This window comes from Brumimicrobium sp. (genome assembly GCA_023957385.1).
GTDB lineage: Bacteria > Bacteroidota > Bacteroidia > Flavobacteriales_D > Crocinitomicaceae > Brumimicrobium.
On record JAMLGZ010000002.1, the window covers coordinates 303,035 to 323,213 of the forward strand.

16 protein-coding genes are annotated in these 20,179 nt (G+C 34.4%); 11 read left to right on the plus strand and 5 right to left on the minus strand.

Annotation, left to right across the window (positions count from 1 at the left end; all coding sequences use genetic code 11):
- Positions 1-92 precede the first annotated feature (92 nt).
- Complete coding sequence (locus M9897_12535; GenBank protein ID MCO5269711.1) at positions 93-1,931, minus strand: AAA domain-containing protein; 1,839 nt, start codon at positions 1,929-1,931, stop codon at positions 93-95.
- Positions 1,932-2,347: 416 nt separating this feature from the next.
- Here M9897_12535 and M9897_12540 point away from each other — a divergent pair, with 416 nt between their 5' ends.
- Entirely contained in the window at positions 2,348-3,121 is a 774-nt protein-coding gene (locus tag M9897_12540; protein MCO5269712.1) for an ion transporter, read from the plus strand.
- Between the two features lie 11 nt (positions 3,122-3,132).
- A complete protein-coding gene (locus M9897_12545) occupies positions 3,133-3,723 on the plus strand; it encodes a Crp/Fnr family transcriptional regulator (GenBank protein ID MCO5269713.1) in 591 nt (196 codons plus the stop codon).
- 43 nt (positions 3,724-3,766) lie between these two features.
- On the opposite strand, the gene M9897_12550 is transcribed toward M9897_12545, so the two are convergent.
- The gene (locus M9897_12550) at positions 3,767-4,819 is read right to left on the minus strand and encodes a c-type cytochrome (GenBank protein ID MCO5269714.1); all 1,053 of its coding nucleotides are present in this window, start codon (positions 4,817-4,819) and stop codon (positions 3,767-3,769) included.
- 137 nt (positions 4,820-4,956) lie between these two features.
- Between M9897_12550 and dxs the strand changes: the two genes are divergently transcribed.
- From dxs to M9897_12575, 5 genes are all read left to right on the plus strand, one after another.
- Positions 4,957-6,762 (plus strand): 1-deoxy-D-xylulose-5-phosphate synthase, encoded by a 1,806-nt coding sequence (gene dxs, locus M9897_12555; GenBank protein ID MCO5269715.1) that lies wholly within the window; start codon positions 4,957-4,959, stop codon positions 6,760-6,762.
- Between the two features lie 326 nt (positions 6,763-7,088).
- Entirely contained in the window at positions 7,089-8,042 is a 954-nt protein-coding gene (locus M9897_12560) for a ribonucleotide-diphosphate reductase subunit beta (protein ID MCO5269716.1), read from the plus strand.
- 9 nt (positions 8,043-8,051) lie between these two features.
- Positions 8,052-8,438: an acyl-CoA thioesterase gene (locus M9897_12565; GenBank protein ID MCO5269717.1), complete on the plus strand. Its 387-nt coding sequence runs from the start codon at positions 8,052-8,054 to the stop codon at positions 8,436-8,438.
- A gap of 11 nt (positions 8,439-8,449) precedes the next feature.
- Entirely contained in the window at positions 8,450-8,722 is a 273-nt protein-coding gene (locus tag M9897_12570) for a hypothetical protein (GenBank protein MCO5269718.1), read from the plus strand.
- Positions 8,719-10,365, plus strand: a complete 1,647-nt coding sequence (locus M9897_12575) for a ribonucleoside-diphosphate reductase subunit alpha (protein MCO5269719.1) — start codon at positions 8,719-8,721, stop codon at positions 10,363-10,365. The genes M9897_12570 and M9897_12575 overlap by 4 nt, the downstream gene beginning before the upstream one ends.
- A gap of 69 nt (positions 10,366-10,434) precedes the next feature.
- Here the strand turns inward: M9897_12575 and M9897_12580 are convergent, their stop codons facing one another.
- The 3 genes from M9897_12580 to M9897_12590 all read right to left on the minus strand — a co-directional run bounded on the left by M9897_12580 (position 10,435) and on the right by M9897_12590 (position 15,127).
- Positions 10,435-12,534 carry an OmpA family protein gene (locus M9897_12580; protein ID MCO5269720.1) on the minus strand — a complete coding sequence of 700 codons (2,100 nt, stop codon included), beginning with the start codon at positions 12,532-12,534 and terminating at the stop codon, positions 10,435-10,437.
- On the minus strand, positions 12,534-13,637 hold the full coding sequence (locus M9897_12585) for a tetratricopeptide repeat protein (protein ID MCO5269721.1): 1,104 nt from the start codon (positions 13,635-13,637) through the stop codon (positions 12,534-12,536). Before M9897_12585 ends, M9897_12580 begins: the two co-directional genes overlap by 1 nt.
- Before the next feature lie 116 nt (positions 13,638-13,753).
- The gene (locus M9897_12590; protein ID MCO5269722.1) at positions 13,754-15,127 is read right to left on the minus strand and encodes an aldehyde dehydrogenase family protein; all 1,374 of its coding nucleotides are present in this window, start codon (positions 15,125-15,127) and stop codon (positions 13,754-13,756) included.
- Positions 15,128-15,206: 79 nt separating this feature from the next.
- Here M9897_12590 and M9897_12595 point away from each other — a divergent pair, with 79 nt between their 5' ends.
- The 4 genes from M9897_12595 to M9897_12610 all read left to right on the plus strand — a co-directional run bounded on the left by M9897_12595 (position 15,207) and on the right by M9897_12610 (position 20,178).
- Positions 15,207-16,511: a hypothetical protein gene (locus M9897_12595; protein MCO5269723.1), complete on the plus strand. Its 1,305-nt coding sequence runs from the start codon at positions 15,207-15,209 to the stop codon at positions 16,509-16,511.
- Between the two features lie 7 nt (positions 16,512-16,518).
- Positions 16,519-18,618, plus strand: a complete 2,100-nt coding sequence (gene recG / locus M9897_12600; protein MCO5269724.1) for an ATP-dependent DNA helicase RecG — start codon at positions 16,519-16,521, stop codon at positions 18,616-18,618.
- A gap of 19 nt (positions 18,619-18,637) precedes the next feature.
- The gene (locus tag M9897_12605; GenBank protein MCO5269725.1) at positions 18,638-18,976 is read left to right on the plus strand and encodes a hypothetical protein; all 339 of its coding nucleotides are present in this window, start codon (positions 18,638-18,640) and stop codon (positions 18,974-18,976) included.
- A gap of 179 nt (positions 18,977-19,155) precedes the next feature.
- Positions 19,156-20,178: an AAA family ATPase gene (locus M9897_12610; GenBank protein ID MCO5269726.1), complete on the plus strand. Its 1,023-nt coding sequence runs from the start codon at positions 19,156-19,158 to the stop codon at positions 20,176-20,178.
- Position 20,179 lies beyond the last annotated feature (1 nt).

Consider the following 20,179-nt stretch of genomic DNA (forward strand, 5'->3'; position numbering starts at 1 on the left):
TATTCATAAATATAGTATAAATTTTATCTTTTGTAAATGCACAACGGATTAGATTTAGTTTCCGATATTCTTTGGTCAGATACTAAAAAGTGCTAATACATTAACTCAAACACACTATGGTAGGCACCAATTTCTTCGGTATATGATACAAATTGTTTGTAAAAACTATCACTGGTAATGGTTGTAGAATCGCCTATTACAATGAGTTTTGATTTAGCTCGAGTTAAAGCTACATTCATCCGGCGGTAGTCAGAAAGAAATCCTATTTTACCCTCAGGATTACTTCGTACTAAGCTAATGATGATGATGTCTGCTTCTTGCCCTTGAAAAGAATCAATTGTACTTACAGTAATTTCAGGAAATTGTTCCTTAGCAAGTTCAACCTGCGCAGCATATGGAGAAATCAACACTACTCGGTCGGTAGGAGTTTTCCATGTATCTATAAGCTTTGCGATGATATTAATTTCTTCTGGATTATAGGTGCTTTGAGAGTTTTCATCTTTCTTTTCGTCAAATCCAGCCCCAGCAGTGTCGTAGAATATGAGCGAATCTGGGTTGGAAGGAGCTACGCTTTTTAATTTTCCTTCATAAAAATAACGAGAGGAGAATTCCGCTATCTCTGGTGTCATTCTGTATTGAATGCCTAATAGGTCGGAAGGGATGCCAGCTTGAATAGCTCTTTCTAAAATAGAAATATTTAATCCTCCTAATGCTGCTTCCTCACTAATAATAGTTGGCGGTAGCTGTAAATGATCGCCAGCTAATATACAATGATTCGCCTTTTCCAAAAGTAACCAAGCTAGCGGTTCTATGCATTGACCTGCTTCATCCAATATCGCTATGTCAAATTTCTTGTCTTTCATTAAATCATCCATCAGCCCAATAGGAGTTCCTAAAATAACATCTACTTTATCAAAATAACCTGATAAATAATAGTTGCTCAAATCTTGGATTTCATTTCTAATAGCACGTGCCTCGTGATTGAGAAGTTTTCGTTGTTCCCGTTCATCTCTTCCAAAATTTCGTTTGTATTGATGAGCTAATTTTCGAAATTCCTCAGCCCTGATTCTTAATTTTTTGAGTGGTTTACTGTATTCTTCTTGGCTCAAAATACCCTCAGGTGTATGTTTCCAAATATCCTCATTAACTTTAGCAGTATTACCTAGACGTAATACTTTAAGACCTTGTTTGATAAGTTGTTTAGCTAAATGGTCAATGGCGGCATTACTTGGAGCAGAGGCAATAACGGTCTTCCCTTGTTCTCGCAATGCTTGAATAATGGCGACTAAAGTTGTAGTTTTCCCTGTCCCAGGAGGACCATGAATAATTTGAACAGAAGGTAATTGTTGACTTTTCTTTAGTGCTGCTAGTTGGAACTCATTGAGATTTCTATACTGATTTTCTATATACTGATTCTCTGATTGTAAAATTTCTTCTTGATTTCCAGTAATTTTATGAAACCTCTCAAATAAGTGATAAATAAATTTGTTTTCTTGCTTTGCGATCCTATTGAGAACTCCATGCATAGCTTGAAAAGTTCGGTTGTCGGGTAATCTCTTTATACCAATTGTGGATGCATAAATCCAATCTGGAAAATCTTCTGTATAAAGTAAGATTTCCGCAGTTCTGTCTTCAATCGATAGGAGTTGACCATTACATATTTCATTATCCGTAGTATTAAATAAAGCAATGGGCATTCCACCTTTGTATAATTGAGAGTTAATTCCTCCTCTAAGATGGAATGAAACCTGAATTACTGGAAAATCATTATAACCAAAGGATTTATTATTTATCTTGACAGGATAGATAATAGCACCCTCTTCTCGAAGTGTTTTGAAAGATATGGATGCATTAAACCATTTCCTTTCTTGTTCCTTCTCTTCTATACGAAGAAGTTCTCGTAATTTTTGTATGATAGAATCTACTTCCATTTTGAGGTCACTAAGTTATAATTTAAAAGTAAATGAAACTTAACTAAAGGGTAAAATCACGTGAATAGAATACATGACTTTTATCAGTTTTTATTTTATAACATATTATAAATCAATTAAATATAAGACATTGACTTTTGTCAGTTCTTGTTTAACAAAAAGAACAATTTTTAATACCTAAATTTGCTTTATGGATATATATCCTAGTTAGTTTTCTCTTTAACAAAAGAGTTATTTGTTTTAAATTTTATGTTAAAACTTGATATAGCCACCTAAATGTCATCAGTTTTTTTAAATTTTTAATTCCTTTGGTTTGCGAGGCCGAGGGAATTTTTTTTAATTGCTGCCTCAGATTTTAAACAATACAATGATAAAATTGTAACTTAGGCATGTGAATGTGATTGCTGAATCTAATGATGTCTAAATTTAAATCTACGTTACACTCAATAATTGAGGATAATACTACGAAACAAGGAAGGTTTTTTGATCTTTTTATAGAGTTTCTAATTCTTTTATCTCTTGCAGGATATGCCATCGAAACCATTCCCGACATTCCATTGCAGTTGAGGAAAATATTGCAAGGAATCGAAACATTCACAATTAGTATATTTCTAATTGAATATATCTTAAGAATTTATGTGGCAGAGAAACCTTTAAAATATATTTTTAGTTTTTATGGTATCATTGATTTTATTGCAATCCTTCCATACTTTATAAGTAGATCGTATGATTTAAGAGCTATTCGAGCATTCCGAATTTTCCGAATCTTCCGGGCATTTAAGTTGATCAGGTATAATAAGGCATTGAATCGTTTTTCACTTGTTTTTAAGTTAATTAGAGAAGAACTTATTCTATTTTTTATAATTACATCTATTTTCTTATTCTTAGCATCTGCTGGGATTTATTACTTCGAGAATCCTGCGCAACCTGATAAATTTTCTTCAATATTTAGTAGCGCTTGGTGGGCGGTTGTCACTCTTACTACAGTTGGTTATGGAGATGTTTATCCCATTACACTAGGAGGTAGAATATTTACCTTTTTTGTGTTAATGGTAGGTGTTGGGGTAGTTACCATTCCTGCGGGTTTAATGGCTAGTGCATTAACCAAAGCTAGGCAAATAGAGGAGGATGAATTACAAAAGGAAATAGAAGAACATGAATTGAAGGAAAAACATGTGAAAAACAAATAAACTTGAGTATCATGAATGAATTTAGCTTTTCATCTTTTCTTACCTCCAACATTGATGTGGACGAAACATATCTAGCAGAACTTATGCAGAACTGCCAGCATAAATCCTATGAAAAGAATGAATTTTTAGTTTCAGCAGGAGAAATATGCACGAATGTATTTTTTGTAGAGAAGGGCTTATTAAGACAGTATTCAATTGATGATAAAGGGAAAGAGCATATTATCCATTTTGCTCCAGAAAGATGGATTCTAAATGATAGGGAAAGTTTGTATTACAATAACCCTTCTAACTATTACATTGATGCTTTGGAAGATACAGAGGTGTTTATTCTTACTAAGGATATGATTTCTAAATTAGAAAGAGAGGTTCCTGGCTTTGCAGATTTTAACACCATGTTACTTAATAACCATATTCGTCAACTTCAAAACCGAATAAACCAACTTTTAAGCGCAACTGCAGAAGAGAGATACTTATCTTTTATTAAGATGTATCCTGATATCATGTTGAGAGTTCCTCAATGGATGATTGCCTCTTATCTTGGGATTACTCCTGAGAGTTTGAGTAGAGTCAGGAAAGATTTGGTTAAAAAGAACTTTAAATAAAAAAGGCCACCTACTGGTAGCCTTTTTAGTTAATTCTGTGGAATTATAAATTCTTGTATTTATCATCTACATCTTGTGTCAACGCTTTTAAGAAAGTAGCAATTGATTTTACATCTTCCTCTGACAATTCTTTATTTACCTGAAGTTTACCCATAATTCTGATAGCATCTTCTAAATTTTCAACGGAGCCATCGTGGAAGTAAGGATATGTCTTTTCAATATTACGTAATCCAGGAACCTTAAAGAAATATAAGTCTTTTTCTTCATTAGTTTCATCAAAACGACCTTTATCAATGTTTTTACTCTTGGTATGTTCCCAGTAATCTCCATTTAATCCAAATTTTTGAAGCATGGTTCCACCAAAAGCTTTTCCATTGTGACAAGTAGTACATGTTTTATCCATGAAAGTAGCCAAACCTTGTTTCTCATCATAACTTAATGCATTGTCATCTCCATCTAGCCATTTATCGAATCTTCCTACTGGATTTAATTGACGTTCAAAAGCTCCAATGGCATCGGTAATAGTTGCAAAAGTGATAGGTTGTGTAGAGTCCGAATAAACTTTTGAAAATAAGCTCACATATTCTGTTACTCCTCTTAATCTTTCTTCTAAGAACTCTTTGGAAGGAATATTGTGTTCAACTGGATTTAGTAGCGGACCTCCAGCTTGTTCTTCGACATCTTTTGCTCTAGCATCCCAAAATTGCATGGTGTGTAAAGAGGCGTATATGTTTGTAGGAGAATTTCTACCTCCTAATTCTTTTGTATCACCTGGAGAGAAAGATAAATTATCAACTCCAAAGGAAGTGTTTAGATTGTGACAAGAATTACAACTAATATTCCCATCTTTTGAAAGTCTCGTATCATAATAGAGCATCTTTCCTAATGCAATTTTATCTTCACTAATAGTGTTTTCTGGAAGGTCAGAGATAGAACCAAAATACATATTAGCCTGCTCTCTTAATTCTTTTTCTTGTTCAGCCGAAAGTGTAACTATTTCTTCAGTTGAAGTGTTCGTACATTTTACAAAAATAAAACTCACTATAGCAACTATTGCCATTAGAGTTATTCTGAGGGATTTTGTATTTTTTCTCATTCTTTTAAATTTTTAATAGTACAAAATTAGGGTTTATCTTTAGGATTAACTATGATAAAAGTCAGGCATATACTTTCTTCCTTAAAATTGTGTGAATCTCCTCTGAGTTTCTACATTTTTAACTGTACTTTTGTGCTGTGGGAAATAAAACACAGACATATAAAGTGGGGGAGCTTTTACAACAAATTAATCTCCCGAAAGATGTAAGAAGTCTTTCTCAGAATCAATTGCAACAGCTAGCTGATGAGGTACGTCAATATATTATAGATGTAGTTTCTGAAAATGGAAATGCTCACTTTGGTGCAAATTTAGGAACAGTTGAATTAACCGTTGCCCTACATTATGTTTTCAATACACCTTATGATTTATTAGTCTGGGATGTTGGTCACCAAGCTTATGGTCATAAAATATTGACGGGAAGAAAAGATGTTTTCTCTACCATACGTAAAAAAGGTGGAATCAGTGGTTTTCCTTCACGAGAAGAGAGCGAATATGACACTTTTGGAGTAGGGCATTCTTCAACTTCTATTTCAGCTGTTCTGGGAATGGCGGTTGCTGATAAATTGAAAGGAATTTTTGATAGGCATCATATTGCAGTTATTGGAGATGGAGCTATGACGGCAGGACTAGCTTTTGAAGGTTTAAACCATGCTGGTTTTGCTAAGGACACAGATGTTTTAGTGATTCTGAATGACAATAGTATGTCGATAGATCCTAATGTAGGAGCCTTGAATGAATACCTCGTACGTATTTCGGAATCATATAAAGGAACGAATCTTTTTGAGGCATTAGATTTTAGTTATTATGGACCTATTGATGGACATAATATGGATGAGGTAGTGGATATGCTGATAAAACTAAAAGCAGAAAAAGGACCTAAATTACTTCATTGTATCACAAAAAAAGGGAAAGGGTACAAATATTCAGAGGAAGGAAACCCAACTAAATGGCATGCACCTGGTTTTTTTAATAAAGAAACAGGGGAGTTTTTGAAATCTCAAAATGATGCACCACAAACACCCAAGTATCAAGATGTTTTTGGTTATACGCTCTTGGAATTAGCACAAAAAAATCAACAAATTGTTGGCGTAACACCTGCCATGCCTACAGGTTCTTCTATGGATATAATGATGAGAGAACTTCCAGAAAGAGTTTTTGACGTAGGAATAGCCGAACAGCATGCAGTCACTTTTTCAGCAGGACTTGCAACCCAAGGAATGATTCCTTTTTGTAACATCTACTCAACCTTTATGCAACGGGCTTATGATCAAGTGATACACGATGTAGCTTTACAAAATTTACATGTTGTATTTTGCTTAGATAGAGCAGGATTAGTAGGGGCAGATGGTGCGACTCATCATGGAGCATACGACTTAGCTTATATGAGAAGTATTCCAAACATGATTATTTCGGCTCCCATGAATGAAGAAGAATTGCGAAATTTGATGCTCACAGCCCAGTCTAAGGAAACGGGACCTTTTGTAATTCGATATCCTCGAGGTAGAGGAGTGATGGTAGATTGGAAAATACCTATGCAGCTTGTAGAGATAGGAAAGGGTAGAGTAGTATCTGAAGGCAATGATATGGCTGTATTATCCATTGGCCATGTTGGTAATTTTGTTCAAGATGCTATTTCTGAAATCCATAAAGAAGGTTTATCTGTTGCACATTATGATTTACGTTTCCTAAAACCACTTGATGAACGTTTATTACACGAGGTTTTTACGAATTTCAATAAAATTATAACCGTAGAAGATGGTTGCTTAGAAGGTGGAATGGGAAGTGCCATATTAGAATTTATGGCAGATAACAATTATGCTGCTAAAGTGATGCGTCTTGGAATTCCCGATCGATTTATTCATCACGGCACACAAGAAGAACTCCAACAAGAATGTGCGTTTGATAAGGAAGGCATCATAAAAGCAATTCGCATGCCCGTTTAATTATAATCCATTGGTAATCAGAAATATAAATTAAGTTGTTGAAAACCTATTGATAAGTGTTTTTACTTTCCAATTTATCAATTTGCTTCTTTTATAACTTTGTTGTGTTATTATTTGCCACGGTGAATTGAGTGAAATCCTCAAACTGTTGCGCAACTGTAAATAAGAGAAATCTTATGAGTCAGACCTCTGGTAAATAAGGACATTACTTTCGCATTAAAGGTAATCGTCTGTAAGTTCTGACTCAATTTAAATGAAATCATTACTTCGGAATTGCCTACGATCCGAAACTGTTAGAATTATTGTTTCATTTAAAACCTAAACGTATGAGTCTTTTCGATAAACGTATTAATTATAAACCTTTTGAATATCCTGAAGTAATGGACTTTGTGGATATGATGAATAAAACCTTTTGGGTACATAAGGAAATAGATTTTACAGCTGATATTCAGGATTTTGGAGCACAATTAAGTTCCACAGAAAAAGAGGTCGTGAAGCGAAGCCTACTTAGTATTGCACAAGTTGAAGTAGGAGTAAAAGCTTTTTGGGGTGATCTTTATAAACATTTTCCAAAACCGGAAATTAATAATTTAGGAAGCACCTTTGCTGAATCTGAAACACGACACTCTGAGGCTTATGCAAGATTGTTAGAGGTCATGGGATTAAACGATTCATTTAAAGATATATATTCTATTCCTATCTTTAAAAAGAAGATAGATATGATGGACAATTATATGAAAACAAATGATGATATCATTTGGAAGCTGTTGTTCTTTGTTGTTGTAATTGAAAATAGTAGCTTATTTTCTCAGTTTGCAAATATTCTTTCTTTTACGCGCTTTAAAGGATATTTAAAGAATACTTCTAATATCATTGCTTGGACTTCTATAGATGAACAAACTCACGCCAATGCAGGAATATATCTTATCAATAAATTAAGGGAAGAAGGATATATTGATGCTAAAATGATGGAAGAAATAAAGCGTGCTGTAAGTAACTATATTCAATATGAAGAAGAATTATTAGACTGGATCTATGAAAAGGGTGAGTTGAGCTTCTTTACTAAAAACGATATGCTCAATTTTATGAAATACCGTGTAGATGATGCATTAGTAAATATGGGAGTAGAGAAAGTATTCCATATTACTGAAGATCAATATCGTGCTATGATTTGGTTTGATGAAGATGTTTTTGCCAATGAATTAGATGATTTTTTTGCGAAGCGGCCAACAGCATATACCAAACACGATAAAAGTATTACTGCAGAAGATTTATTTTAAAATTCTTTTATGAATATACAAGAACGCATAGTACAGGCTCAAACTAGTCTATTTAAAGTGGTGTTTCCGAATACTACGAATCACCATGATACCCTATTTGGAGGCAATGCTATGCAGTTAATGGATGAGATTGCTTTTATTACGGCTACTCGTTTTAGTCGAAAGAAAATGGTAACTGTATCTTCAAGTCAAATTGATTTTACTGAGCCTATTCCTGCGAATACTATTATTGAATTGAATGGGAAGGTTAAGAAAGTAGGAAATACAAGTTTACAGATTGAGGTAACAGTTTATCAAGAGGAAATGTATGACGCATCCAGTCGTAAAAAATCGATAGAAGGACTCTTTACATTAGTTGCTATTGATGTCAATAAAAGACCTATACCAATCTTATAAAATTATAAATTATGGAAGAAGTTATTAAAAATGAAATAGCAACATGCCTTCGTCCCGATTATCCACTAGGGAAATTTCTTTATTTGGGAATGGCTCGTAAGAATGGTAGAAAGGTATGTGTAGCTGTTGCTTATAAAATGAACTATTGTATTAAAAAACTTGACCAATTTTTATCGGAAGATACTTCCTTAGAATTAGAGCATATTAGCAAAATACAAGTAGGAGAATTAAAAGCATGTACAAAATTTAAAATTACTAAACCTTATAATAAATACTATCTATGAAAAGATTATGGTGGCTCAATGAAGAAAGTGAGCAAATTTTAAACAGAGGATATCTGTTAAAGGGAGAAACACCCCAGAAAGCTATTGAAAGAATAGCGAATGCTGCGGCTAAAAGATTATATAAACCCGAATTAGCTGAAGCTTTTATTGAAATGATAGAGAAAGGCTGGATGAGTTTGTCATCACCTATTTGGGCTAATATGGGTACAGAAAGAGGTTTGCCAATTTCTTGTTTTAACGTGCATGTGCCAGATAATATTGAAGGAATAACTGGGAAATTGGGTGAAGTAATCATGCAAACAAAAATAGGAGGAGGAACTTCTGGGTATTTTGGAGAATTACGTGAACGCGGAAGCGCTGTGACTGATAATGGGAAGAGTAGTGGAGCTGTTAGTTTTATGAAATTATTTGATACTGCGATGGATACGATTTCACAAGGAGGAGTCAGAAGAGGAGCTTTTGCAGCTTATTTGGATATTGATCATCCGGATATTGAAGAGTTTTTAGAAATCAAAAATATTGGAAGTCCGATTCAAAATCTCTTTAATGCCGTTTGTGTGCAAGATTATTGGATGCAAGAGATGATTGATGGAGATACAGAAAAACGTAAAGTTTGGGCAAAAGTATTACAATCTAGACAAGAAAAAGGTTTGCCTTATATTTTCTTCACTGATAATGTGAATCGTAATAAACCACAAGTATATAAAGACAAAGGAATGATGATTAATGCGAGTAATCTTTGTTCTGAAATTGCATTACCATCTTCACAAGAAGAGTCATTTGTTTGTTGCTTATCTTCTATGAATTTAGAATTATACGATGAGTGGAAGAATACAGAAGCTGTGAAACTGGCGATCTATTTTCTAGATGCTGTAATGTCCGAATTTATAGAGAAAACAGCGGGTAATTATTACCTAACAGCTGCACATAACTTTGCTAAGAATCATAGAGCCTTAGGATTAGGAGTAATGGGATGGCATTCTTACTTGCAGAAGAATAGAATTTCTTTTGAAAGTTTGGATGCAAAATCGCTAACGAATAAAATCTTTAAAGGAATTCAAGAAAATGCAAATAAGGCATCTGAGGAATTGGCATTGATTTATGGTGAGCCTGAAGTTTTAAAAGGATATGGTAGAAGGAATACGACTCTACTTTCTATTGCTCCAACTACTACATCTTCTGCGATTCTTGGTCAAACTTCACCAGGTATTGAGCCATATAGTAGTAACTATTATAAAGCAGGATTAGCTAAAGGAAATTTTGTCAGAAAGAACAAATATTTAAAACAACTTCTCATAGAGAAAGGGATTGACAATGAAGATACTTGGCGAGATATCATGCTACATAATGGAAGCGTTCAACACATTGCAGAATTTTCCGAAGAGGAGAAAGATATCTTTAAAACTTTCAAAGAAATTAGCCAATATGAGATTATCCTTCAAGCATCAATAAGACAAAAATATATTGATCAAGCTCAGAGTTTAAATATTAATATACCATCCACTCTTCCGGTTAAAGATGTAAATTCTTTGATTATTGAGGCATGGAGAATGGGAGTGAAAACACTTTATTATCAACGTAGCCAATCGGTGTCTAAAGAAAAGATAAACGAGTTGGTAGTTTGTAAAAGTTGTGAGGCATAGACCTTATTTTCGCTTTAATAATAAAGGGGCAAATATTTTCGCCCCTTTTTTTATCTTTCAAATACTGAATTATTTAGAGATAATCTTAAACTCAGTACGTCTATTTTCTTGGTGAGCAGCCTCACGATCTTCTTTTCGTTTCATTTGAGCAATTTGAGCATCGGTTACAATAGGGCGTTCAGAAGCATATCCTGCCGAAGTTAAACGATCCGCACTAATACCACGAGCAATTAAATAATCAACCACTGCTTTTGCTCTATTTTGAGACAATGTTTTATTGTGAGCAACAGAACCTCTGGAGTCGGTATGACCACTAATTTCAATTTTAATGGTTGGATTCTCCTTCAATAAAGCAGTTAAACGAGCAAGTTCATTCTCAGATTCTGGACGTAGTGAATATTTATCTAAATCAAAGAAAATGTTACGTAATACGATAGATTTACCCACATCAATTTTCTTTAAATCTATGTCTTTTTCAACTTCTTTGTATCCCTCTTCTTTTTTTACTTCAAAGTTTTCAGAGTGGAACAAGTAACCGTCAGCCTTAACTGCGATACCATAGTTTCTTCCACCTGGCAGGGAAACCAAATAACGCCCAGTTTTACTGTCAGAAGTGAATTCAGCAACTGTTTGTCCGGTAGTATTGTCAACTAAAATAATGTTTGCTTTTAATGGCTCTCGGGTTGTTTCATCTCGAACAACTCCTTTTAGAATCATTAAATTTCCTGTTGAAACTTCTACTTTAGGCTCTATTTGGATAGCACGTGTTGGTGTGCTTGCATTGGCTAGAAGCATGTCCTCCCCACTTAAAATAGGCTCTTTCTTAGGACCTAATAAAGTAACTTTATACAAATCCTTATCACCAATTCCATCTTCTCTAAAAGAGGTCATGTAGGCATCTCGTCCGTTTGCCGCGACAACAAAGAAAACGTCGTCATCTGGGGTATTGATTGGATAACCTAAGTTTTCGGGATTAGACCAAGATCCATCATCTTGTTTAACAGATTTAAATACATCATATCCTCCCATGGAATTGTGACCTTTAGAAGAGAAATAGATTGTTTTTCCATCAGGGTGTACATAGATTCCATCCTCGTTGTATGGAGTATTTATATTATCTGGTAAACGTTGCACATTCCCCCAATCTTTTTTAGCCTCATCCCATGTTGCTACAAAAATATCACGGTCTCCCGGTTCACTCCCTGAACGTGGGCGTTCACTAATAAAATAGAGTTGTTTACCATCTGGAGTGTACCAAGCAGAAGCTTCATGGTATTTACTGCAAATCTCTTTATTGAATTTTTGAGGTTTACTCCATACACCTTCTTGCCTTACACTCTCATACAAATTCCCATCTCCTTTATCATCAATATATACAATCATCTTACTTCCATCAGGATTTAATGCAACTGCCGCATCGTGACCTTTTGTATTAATAGGCGTCCCTACGTTTTTTGCTGGAGCCCAATCTTTAGAATTGTATCTATTGGAAGTATATACATCTTCATAATATCCATCTGTAAACTCATCAATTCCACCACCTGTTGTGTTAGGTCGTCGGCTTGTATAGTAAATTTCCATAGCATCAGCCGTCATAATCATCCCATAATCAGGATAAGCTGAATTCACATTTGAACCCATGTTATCAATCCAAACACGCACAGGAGTAGTTACTAATTTTTTACCGGAGTTACATTCAAATATTTTCTTCTGAACATCCTGACCTTTAGCTACATCTTTTGGATTAATCACTTTCTTATATGCTTCATAATGCTCAATAGCCTTATCCCATTCCATTTTTAAATGGTAACCTCTTCCAAGATAGTAATGAATGTCTGGAAAAATCCCTGCGTTTAATTTAAAAGCATTCTGAAAATATTCTAATGCTTTAAACTTCTGAGGAGTATTCAAATAACATATTCCAATATTGTAGTTTAAAATAGAAAATTTTGGATTAAACTGTTGTGCTAATAAATATTCCTTTAAGGCAGCATTATAGTGAGGAAAAGGCATAATGCCCATTAGTCTATCACCTTCTTTCAAATGAGCTTCGGCTTCTTTGAAAGCTCCTTTATCATCTTTAAAATTCTTCTTGTCAAAGGTTACTTCTTGAGAATATGAAATATAACCAATGGTGAATATCGTAAGTATCGCTAGTATCTTCTTCATTATTTCTCAATTAAACTTTTACAACCATTTTTTTCATAGTGCTGATTAGCTACATGTACGCCTAAATCAGCGGCAGTACTCCAATCTTTACATGCTTCTATCTCTTTTCTCAACATTTCGTATGCAATTGCTCTGTTATAAAAAGCGGCACCATAGTTTTCGTCTAACTTGATAGCTTTGGTACTATATTCCACTACTTTATTATAGTCTTCCATAGCCATGTAAACACCTGCTAGATTATTAAAACCAATTGCATATTCTGGCTTTAATTGATTCACCTTTTTAAAATCAGTAATAGCATCTTGATAATCTCCTTTTTCATATTTTGCATATCCTCTATTATTCCATGCTAAATAATTATCTGATTCAATCAAAATGGCTTTGTCATAACTCTTAATAGCTAAATCATATTTCTTTTGCTCACGGTATAAACTTCCTAAATTATTATAGGCTAATCCTGATTTTTTGTTTACTTCAGCTGCTGTATTGTAATCACTAATAGCTTTATCAATATTGCCACTTAACTTGTAAGCACTTCCTCTATCGTTATATGCATCAGCAGCCTTTGGGTCTATTAAAATTACTTTGGAAAAATCTGTAATTGCATCATCATATTTTTCAAGTTTAAAATATTGAATTCCACGCTGATAATAATATTTCTTTTCTCCAGATTGACGTTCAATGGCTTTTGTGTAGAAGCTAATTGCTGTTTCAAGACTATCTTGTGATTCTGCCATCAAGCCAATTTCATAGAACGGTTCCCCAGAGTTTTTGTCTAATTCGGCAATGTGTATAAATGTATTCTTGGCTTGTTCAGAATTATTATTAGCTAAATAGGTATTAGCTAAGTTTTTATACGCTTCATAAAAATTAGGGGAAATGCTAATTGCCTTTTCAAATTGCTCAATAGCAACTCGATAGTTTTTACTTTCAAATGCAGAAATCCCTTGATTATAGGCCTCTTGTGCTTCAGGTTTAATAGCTGTAGAATCAATTTCCACATTGGAAGCAACAACCATTTTTACTTCCTCTTCTTCTTGAGCTAGTAAACAAAAGCTTGAAAAAGTGAGCAGCATGGTAATACTCAATTTGTATAAATTCATATAGTTTTATTTTCGTAATTTGTAATATAGATTTCTAATATAACAAGATTTTCTTTGAAAATACTGTGCCGAAACTATTTTTTAGATGATTTGTGTAAAATATTCGATGATTCGTATTAAAACCGAAGGAGTTTCTTAAATAATTTTAAGTTTTTCTCAGTATTAAACTTGTATTTTAACTTAGGATCTATCCAGGTAGCTTTATGTACAACACCTTTGTAATGGGTAAAGGCATCAAACCCAGATTTTCCGTGATAACTTCCTACGCCACTGTCTCCCACACCTCCAAAGGGAAGATAGGTATTTGTAATATGCATTACGGTATCATTAACCATCCCTCCTCCAAATGAAATTCGGGAGATTATTTCATTTTGTATAGTTTTTGAATTTGAAAAAATATAGCAAGACAATGGTTTAGGAAGTAAACTCACTTTCTCGATTACTTCCAAAAGGTTATTGTATGAAATTACGGGTAAGATTGGTCCAAATATTTCTTCTTGCATTATAGCATCAGAAAACGCAATATTGTGTAAAATAGTTGGTGCCAAAATTCTTTGCGCTATATCAGATGTTTCTTGGTAAAAAATCTTTTCTTCAGGGATTAATTTTGATAAACGCTCCAGATGTCGTTCATTGATAATCTGTGTATAATTTCCATCTCTTACGGTGTAGTTTATTGCTGTGATACGATTCTTTAATTTCTCTAAAAAACTATCGTGAATAGCTTGATCCACTAATATATAATCAGGAGCAATACAAGTTTGACCTGCATTAAGAAATTTGCCCCATACAATACGATTTACAGCAATATCTATGTTACAATCTTTGGTGACAAACGCAGGACTCTTCCCGCCTAATTCCAGGGTTACAGGGGTTAGATGTTTTGCAGCTGCTTGATACACAATTTTCCCAACTTGTGTACTGCCCGTAAAGAAGATCTTATCCCATTTGAATTCTAGCAGGGAAGTTACAATTTCCGCATCTCCTTCAATCACATGAAAGAAAGCTTTATCAAAATGTTGATTAATGAGTTTGGCAAGTACATTACTGGTGTGTTGAGCAATTTCGCTAGGCTTTAAAACAACTGTGTTTCCCGCAGCGATAGCGGCAATACATGGGGCAAGGGATAATAACAAAGGATAATTCCAAGCACCAATGATTAAACTTTGTCCATAAGGTTCAGGATAAATATAACTTCTTGCTGGAAGATTGAGTAAATTGGTTTTAACTCGTTTTTTTTTAGACCAACTTTGAATATGAGAGAGAGCATCTCGAATGTCGTGTTGTAAAAGACCAATTTCGGTTGTTATCACATCATATTTGGATTTGTTGAAGTCTTGATAAACAGCCTTACATAGTTGATCTTCATGTGTAAGGAGTATATTTTTTAATTTTAGGAGTTGCTTTTTACGAAAATCGATTTCTTTTGTAACTCCTGATAAGAATGTTTGTTTCTGTGCGTTATATATCTCTGTGTAATCCGTATTCATGATTGCTTATTGATATGGAAAGATACTATAAATTATCGTATAAAGCAGGAGGTTTTACATTTTTTCATAAATTCGTGGTATGGTAAGAAGTTTCTTTATATTTTTTCTACTTACAATTGGCATATCCGTTTCTATGGCACAAAATAAATGGATGTGGACTGAAGTGACCTCTTTACCAATTTCAACTACTAACAATGCTCTTTGTGAAGCAAAAACGGCAACAAAGAAATTTGTATATAGTTTTGGAGGAGTTTCTGATTCATTAAAAATAACTGATATCCACCAGCGTGTTTTTAAATATTATACAAATAATGATTCTTGGGAAGAAATGCCTATGATTCCTGATACGGCCGGAAAAACTGGAAGCATGGCAAGTTATGTAAATAATAAAATTTATTTGATAGGAGGGAATTATCACCCTAATGATTCAACAGCTATAAGTTCTAATAAAGTATTTGTATATAATCCCAATCAAGATATTTTTGAAGCGGAAGGGGCTGATTTAATTACCCCAATAGCTGATCATGTGCAGGCAGTGTGGCGAGATAGCTTAATTTATGTAGTGTCAGGTTGGAGTAATTCTACTATTTTAATGGATGTTCAGATTTATAATCCATTTGATGACACTTGGTTTTCAGGCACACCACTTCCCAATGATGAAATTTTTTCCAGTCACGGTGCATCTGGATTTATATTAGGAGATACAATTTTCTTTTATGGTGGGGTAAATGAAAATGCTATCGATAATAAGAAATATATCATTAAAGGTGTTATTGATAAGGATATTCCGAGTCAGATTACATGGTCTTATATCAATTCGAATCTAGGAACGAGTATCTTCAGAGGGGCGTGCTCTGGGTTTGATAAATCTATTTTTTGGGTAGGTGGTGCTGATGAGGCATATCTACTAAATGGAAAAACACTTGATTCGACAACTTATGTGAATCCTAATCAACGACTGATGACAGTTAATTTAGAAGAAAAAACTCAAGTAAATTCCTTTGATCCAAAAAATAACGTAATGGACTTAAGAGGAATAGCTAATTTAGGAGGAGGTAATTGGATGATTGCCGGTGGAATTGACTCTACACATGTTGCTACAAACCGTGCCTTCTTATTGCATAATCCTACATTATCTAATATTGGTAAAGCGTTAAATCCAGCTTATTTTGAAGTAATAGACCTAAAAGATGATTTTGTGATTTTGACTGAAAATATTGGAGAACTTAAGGTATATGACCTCTCTGGAGGAGTTTTATATATTTCTCCTAAATATTTAGCCGATTTAATTATTCCTAGGTATTTACTTCCTAAAGGATTGCTTCTGTTTGTTTATGAAGACTCTATTAATTTGCCATTGGTAATTAAAAAGGTTAACCCATAATTCATGCATGGAAAGTCTTCAGAATATTTCCATAGAATACATTAAAGGTGTTGGCCCGGAACGTGGGAAAGCGCTCCGTCAAGAATTAGAAATCGAAAATGCTTGGGATTTATTAAATCATTTCCCATTTCGTTATGTGGACAGATCATTCTATCATCAGATTCGTGATTTACCGAACTTAGAAGGACAATCTGTGCAATTAAAAGGAACCATAAAAGGATTTAGATTAATTGGAGTAGGCCGACATGCTCGTCTCCAAGCTCAATTTCAAGATGAAACAGGAGTTATAGATTTAGTATGGTTCAAAGGAATTAAGTGGATTCAGGATAAAGTTAAGCCAGGAATTTTATACAGAATATATGGAAAGCCAACACAATATCAAGCGGGCTGGAATATAGCACATCCTGAAATAGTTTCTTTTAAAGATGTAGCACATGAAAAGGGATTACAGCCAATCTATAACTCTACGGAGAAGTTGGCTAAAAAAGGTCTCAATTCTGGAGGAATAGAAAAATTAACATACCAACTGGCAAGCCAGATTGAAGGCAAAATTCCAGAAATACTTCCCGTGAAATATATTGAGCAATATAAGTTGTGCTCTCGTGAAGAAGCCTATAGATATATTCATATTCCACGAAATTTACAAGATGTTCAAAAAGCACAATTTCGATTAAAGTTTGAAGAACTATTATTACTCCAATTGGAACTATTAATCCGAAAAATTGGGAATAGTAAACCATTGAGTGGTTTTCAATTGGATAAGACGGGTAGTGCGTTCGATGATTTTTTTGAACATCATTTACCTTTTCCGTTGACCAATGCTCAAAAACGTGTCACGAAAGAAATTTGGCGAGATTTAAAGAGTGGGAAACAAATGAATAGGTTACTACAAGGAGATGTGGGAAGTGGTAAAACCTTGGTTTCAGTGTTAAGTATGCTCTTTGCTATAGGAAATGGATTTCAGGCAGCTTTGATGGCACCAACAGAAATATTAGCACAGCAGCATTTCCTTACGATTTCAGAATTATTGGCTCCGATACAAGTGAAAGTAGCCTTACTTACTGGATCCACCAAAAAATCTGAGCGAAAAGGTTTATTTGAGCAGTTAAAGAATGGAGAGATTCAGCTGATTATTGGAACTCATGCCTTACTAGAACCTACTGTCCATTTTTCAAATTTAGGTTTGGTGGTTATTGATGAACAGCATCGTTTTGGAGTAGAACAACGTTCTAAGTTATGGAAAAAAAATACCAAACCTCCACATATTTTAGTCATGACAGCCACTCCAATTCCCAGAACATTAGCAATGACTTTTTATGGAGATTTAGACGTGTCAGTTATCGATGAGCTTCCGCCCGGACGAAAACCAATTACCACCATGCACGCGTATGAGAGTCACCGATTAAAAGTGTTTCAACTAATCAAACAAGAAATAGCTTTAGGAAGACAAGTTTATATTGTGTATCCACTGATTAAGGAATCTGAAACCTTGGATTATAATAATCTAAATGAAGGATACGAAGCTATTTCACGAAGCTTTCCACGCCCTCACTATCAAACTAGTATTGTTCATGGACAATTGTCTCCTGAAGTGAAAGCTTATGAAATGGAACAGTTTGTTAAGGGTAATACGCATATTATGGTTGCAACAACGGTTATTGAAGTTGGAGTGAACGTTCCGAATGCTTCTGTGATGATTATTGAAAGCTCAGAGCGTTTTGGATTGTCACAATTACATCAGTTGCGTGGACGTGTAGGAAGAGGTGCAGAGAAATCCTATTGTATCTTAATGACAGGGAATAAATTAAGTAAAGAAGGTAAAAAGCGTATTAACACGATGGTTTCTACGAATGATGGATTTAAAATAGCTGAGGTGGATTTAGAAATCCGAGGTCCTGGAGATATTATGGGGACTCAACAAAGTGGCATATTAAACCTAGCAATTGCTAATTTAGCGGTAGATGGCCCTATCGTAAGTCTGGCACGAAATGTGGCTATAGAAATCCTAGATAATGACCCCACAATGGAAAGATTAGAGAATCAAGCATTAAAATTAGCCTTAAAACGAAAAATTAAATCAAAGCCTAATTGGAGTAAAATCTCATAAAAACCCTTACATTTAATCCATGAAAAAATACATTACACTTCTATTATTTGTTACGCTTAGTTATGCTACATTTTCCCAACTAAAAGGGGATATTGTGAGAGATAACCGGAAATTAGTTACCCCAAAAGATTATATTATACAAGGAATTGCGGATGGTCGAGTTACCTTCCAAATTGCTGTTGATATTAATGGAGATATTTCATCTGCAAAAGTGGTGGATTCTCTTACAACACTTAAGAGTTCTCCAGCTAAAATTGATGCCTACACGTATGTGAAGGATTTTAAATTTGAGCCGGGCACTTGGTTTCCAAAGTTTCATCAAGGACAAATAACCATTACGATGCTTCGACCAAAATAGCTATCTTTTAATCCCCATTACACAAGCATCATTTATTTGTTCCCTCTGACCTTTCAATTGCTCAAAGGTTTGACTAATTACTTTAGCTTAGTTCATTGCTTAACAATCTTTAACAGCCCTTTTTTTGAAATAGGAGTAAACAATGAACATCTTTGTATTAATGAATTATTGATTTATTTATGGAAGAAAATAATACATCGTCATTAACTCCTGCTGACACGATACGCCAGGTTACTGAGAAAATTCAACAAGAGCGCCCACTTATTGACTTGATTAATCGCGAGATGTCAAGCGTAATTATCGGCCAGCATAAGATGCAAGAGTGTTTGTTAATTGGATTGTTTTCTAATGGACACGTACTATTAGAGGGGGTTCCTGGATTAGCAAAAACATTAGCTATTAAGACGTTGACAGATATTATTGGAGGAGTATATAGTAGGGTACAATTTACACCTGATTTACTACCTGCAGATATTACAGGAACTCAGATTTATAATCAGAAAACGCAAGCATTTTCTGTAACAAAAGGACCTATCTTTGCCAATTTCATTTTAGCGGATGAGATTAATCGTGCACCAGCTAAAGTGCAAGCAGCTTTATTAGAAGCTATGCAAGAACGCCAAGTTACAATAGGAGATGAAACTTTTAAACTACCTGAACCATTTTTAGTTTTGGCAACACAAAATCCTATTGAACAGGAAGGAACCTATCCATTACCAGAAGCACAAATGGATAGATTTATGCTAAAAGTTACCCTAGAATATCCAACACGTGATGATGAAAAATTAATTCTACGTAACAATGTTCGAAGTGAAGGATTAGCCAAAGCAAATCGAGTGGTTTCACCTGAAGATATTATGCGCCTAAAATCACTTGTGAGAGAGGTTTATATCGACGAAAAAATTGAAAAGTATATCATTGATATCGTGTTTGCTACGAGAAATCCAGATGAATATAATCTAAATAACTTATCTCCATTGATAGCCTTTGGAGCATCGCCTAGAGCAAGTATAAATCTAGCTTTGGCAGCAAAGGCAAATGCATTCTTAAATGGAAGAGCTTATGTTATTCCAGAAGATGTCCGAAGTATGGCGGTAAACGTGATACAGCATCGTTTGGGATTAACTTACGAAGCTGAAGCAGAAGGAGTCACTGCAACCGATATCATTGAAAAGATTCTAGGTAGAGTAGAAGTTCCGTAAA

Bases quoted from the DNA above. Each gene is read 5' to 3' on its own strand.
- M9897_12535 (MCO5269711.1), bottom strand. From the start codon at position 1,931: ATGGAAGTAGATTCTATCATACAAAAATTACGAGAACTTCTTCGTATA.
- M9897_12540 (MCO5269712.1), top strand. From the start codon at position 2,348: ATGTCTAAATTTAAATCTACGTTACACTCAATAATTGAGGATAATACT.
- M9897_12545 (MCO5269713.1), top strand. From the start codon at position 3,133: ATGAATGAATTTAGCTTTTCATCTTTTCTTACCTCCAACATTGATGTG.
- M9897_12550 (MCO5269714.1), bottom strand. From the start codon at position 4,819: ATGAGAAAAAATACAAAATCCCTCAGAATAACTCTAATGGCAATAGTT.
- M9897_12560 (MCO5269716.1), top strand. From the start codon at position 7,089: ATGAGTCTTTTCGATAAACGTATTAATTATAAACCTTTTGAATATCCT.
- M9897_12565 (MCO5269717.1), top strand. From the start codon at position 8,052: ATGAATATACAAGAACGCATAGTACAGGCTCAAACTAGTCTATTTAAA.
- M9897_12570 (MCO5269718.1), top strand. From the start codon at position 8,450: ATGGAAGAAGTTATTAAAAATGAAATAGCAACATGCCTTCGTCCCGAT.
- M9897_12575 (MCO5269719.1), top strand. From the start codon at position 8,719: ATGAAAAGATTATGGTGGCTCAATGAAGAAAGTGAGCAAATTTTAAAC.
- M9897_12580 (MCO5269720.1), bottom strand. From the start codon at position 12,534: ATGAAGAAGATACTAGCGATACTTACGATATTCACCATTGGTTATATT.
- M9897_12585 (MCO5269721.1), bottom strand. From the start codon at position 13,637: ATGAATTTATACAAATTGAGTATTACCATGCTGCTCACTTTTTCAAGC.
- M9897_12590 (MCO5269722.1), bottom strand. From the start codon at position 15,127: ATGAATACGGATTACACAGAGATATATAACGCACAGAAACAAACATTC.
- M9897_12595 (MCO5269723.1), top strand. From the start codon at position 15,207: ATGGTAAGAAGTTTCTTTATATTTTTTCTACTTACAATTGGCATATCC.
- recG (MCO5269724.1), top strand. From the start codon at position 16,519: ATGGAAAGTCTTCAGAATATTTCCATAGAATACATTAAAGGTGTTGGC.
- M9897_12605 (MCO5269725.1), top strand. From the start codon at position 18,638: ATGAAAAAATACATTACACTTCTATTATTTGTTACGCTTAGTTATGCT.
- M9897_12610 (MCO5269726.1), top strand. From the start codon at position 19,156: ATGGAAGAAAATAATACATCGTCATTAACTCCTGCTGACACGATACGC.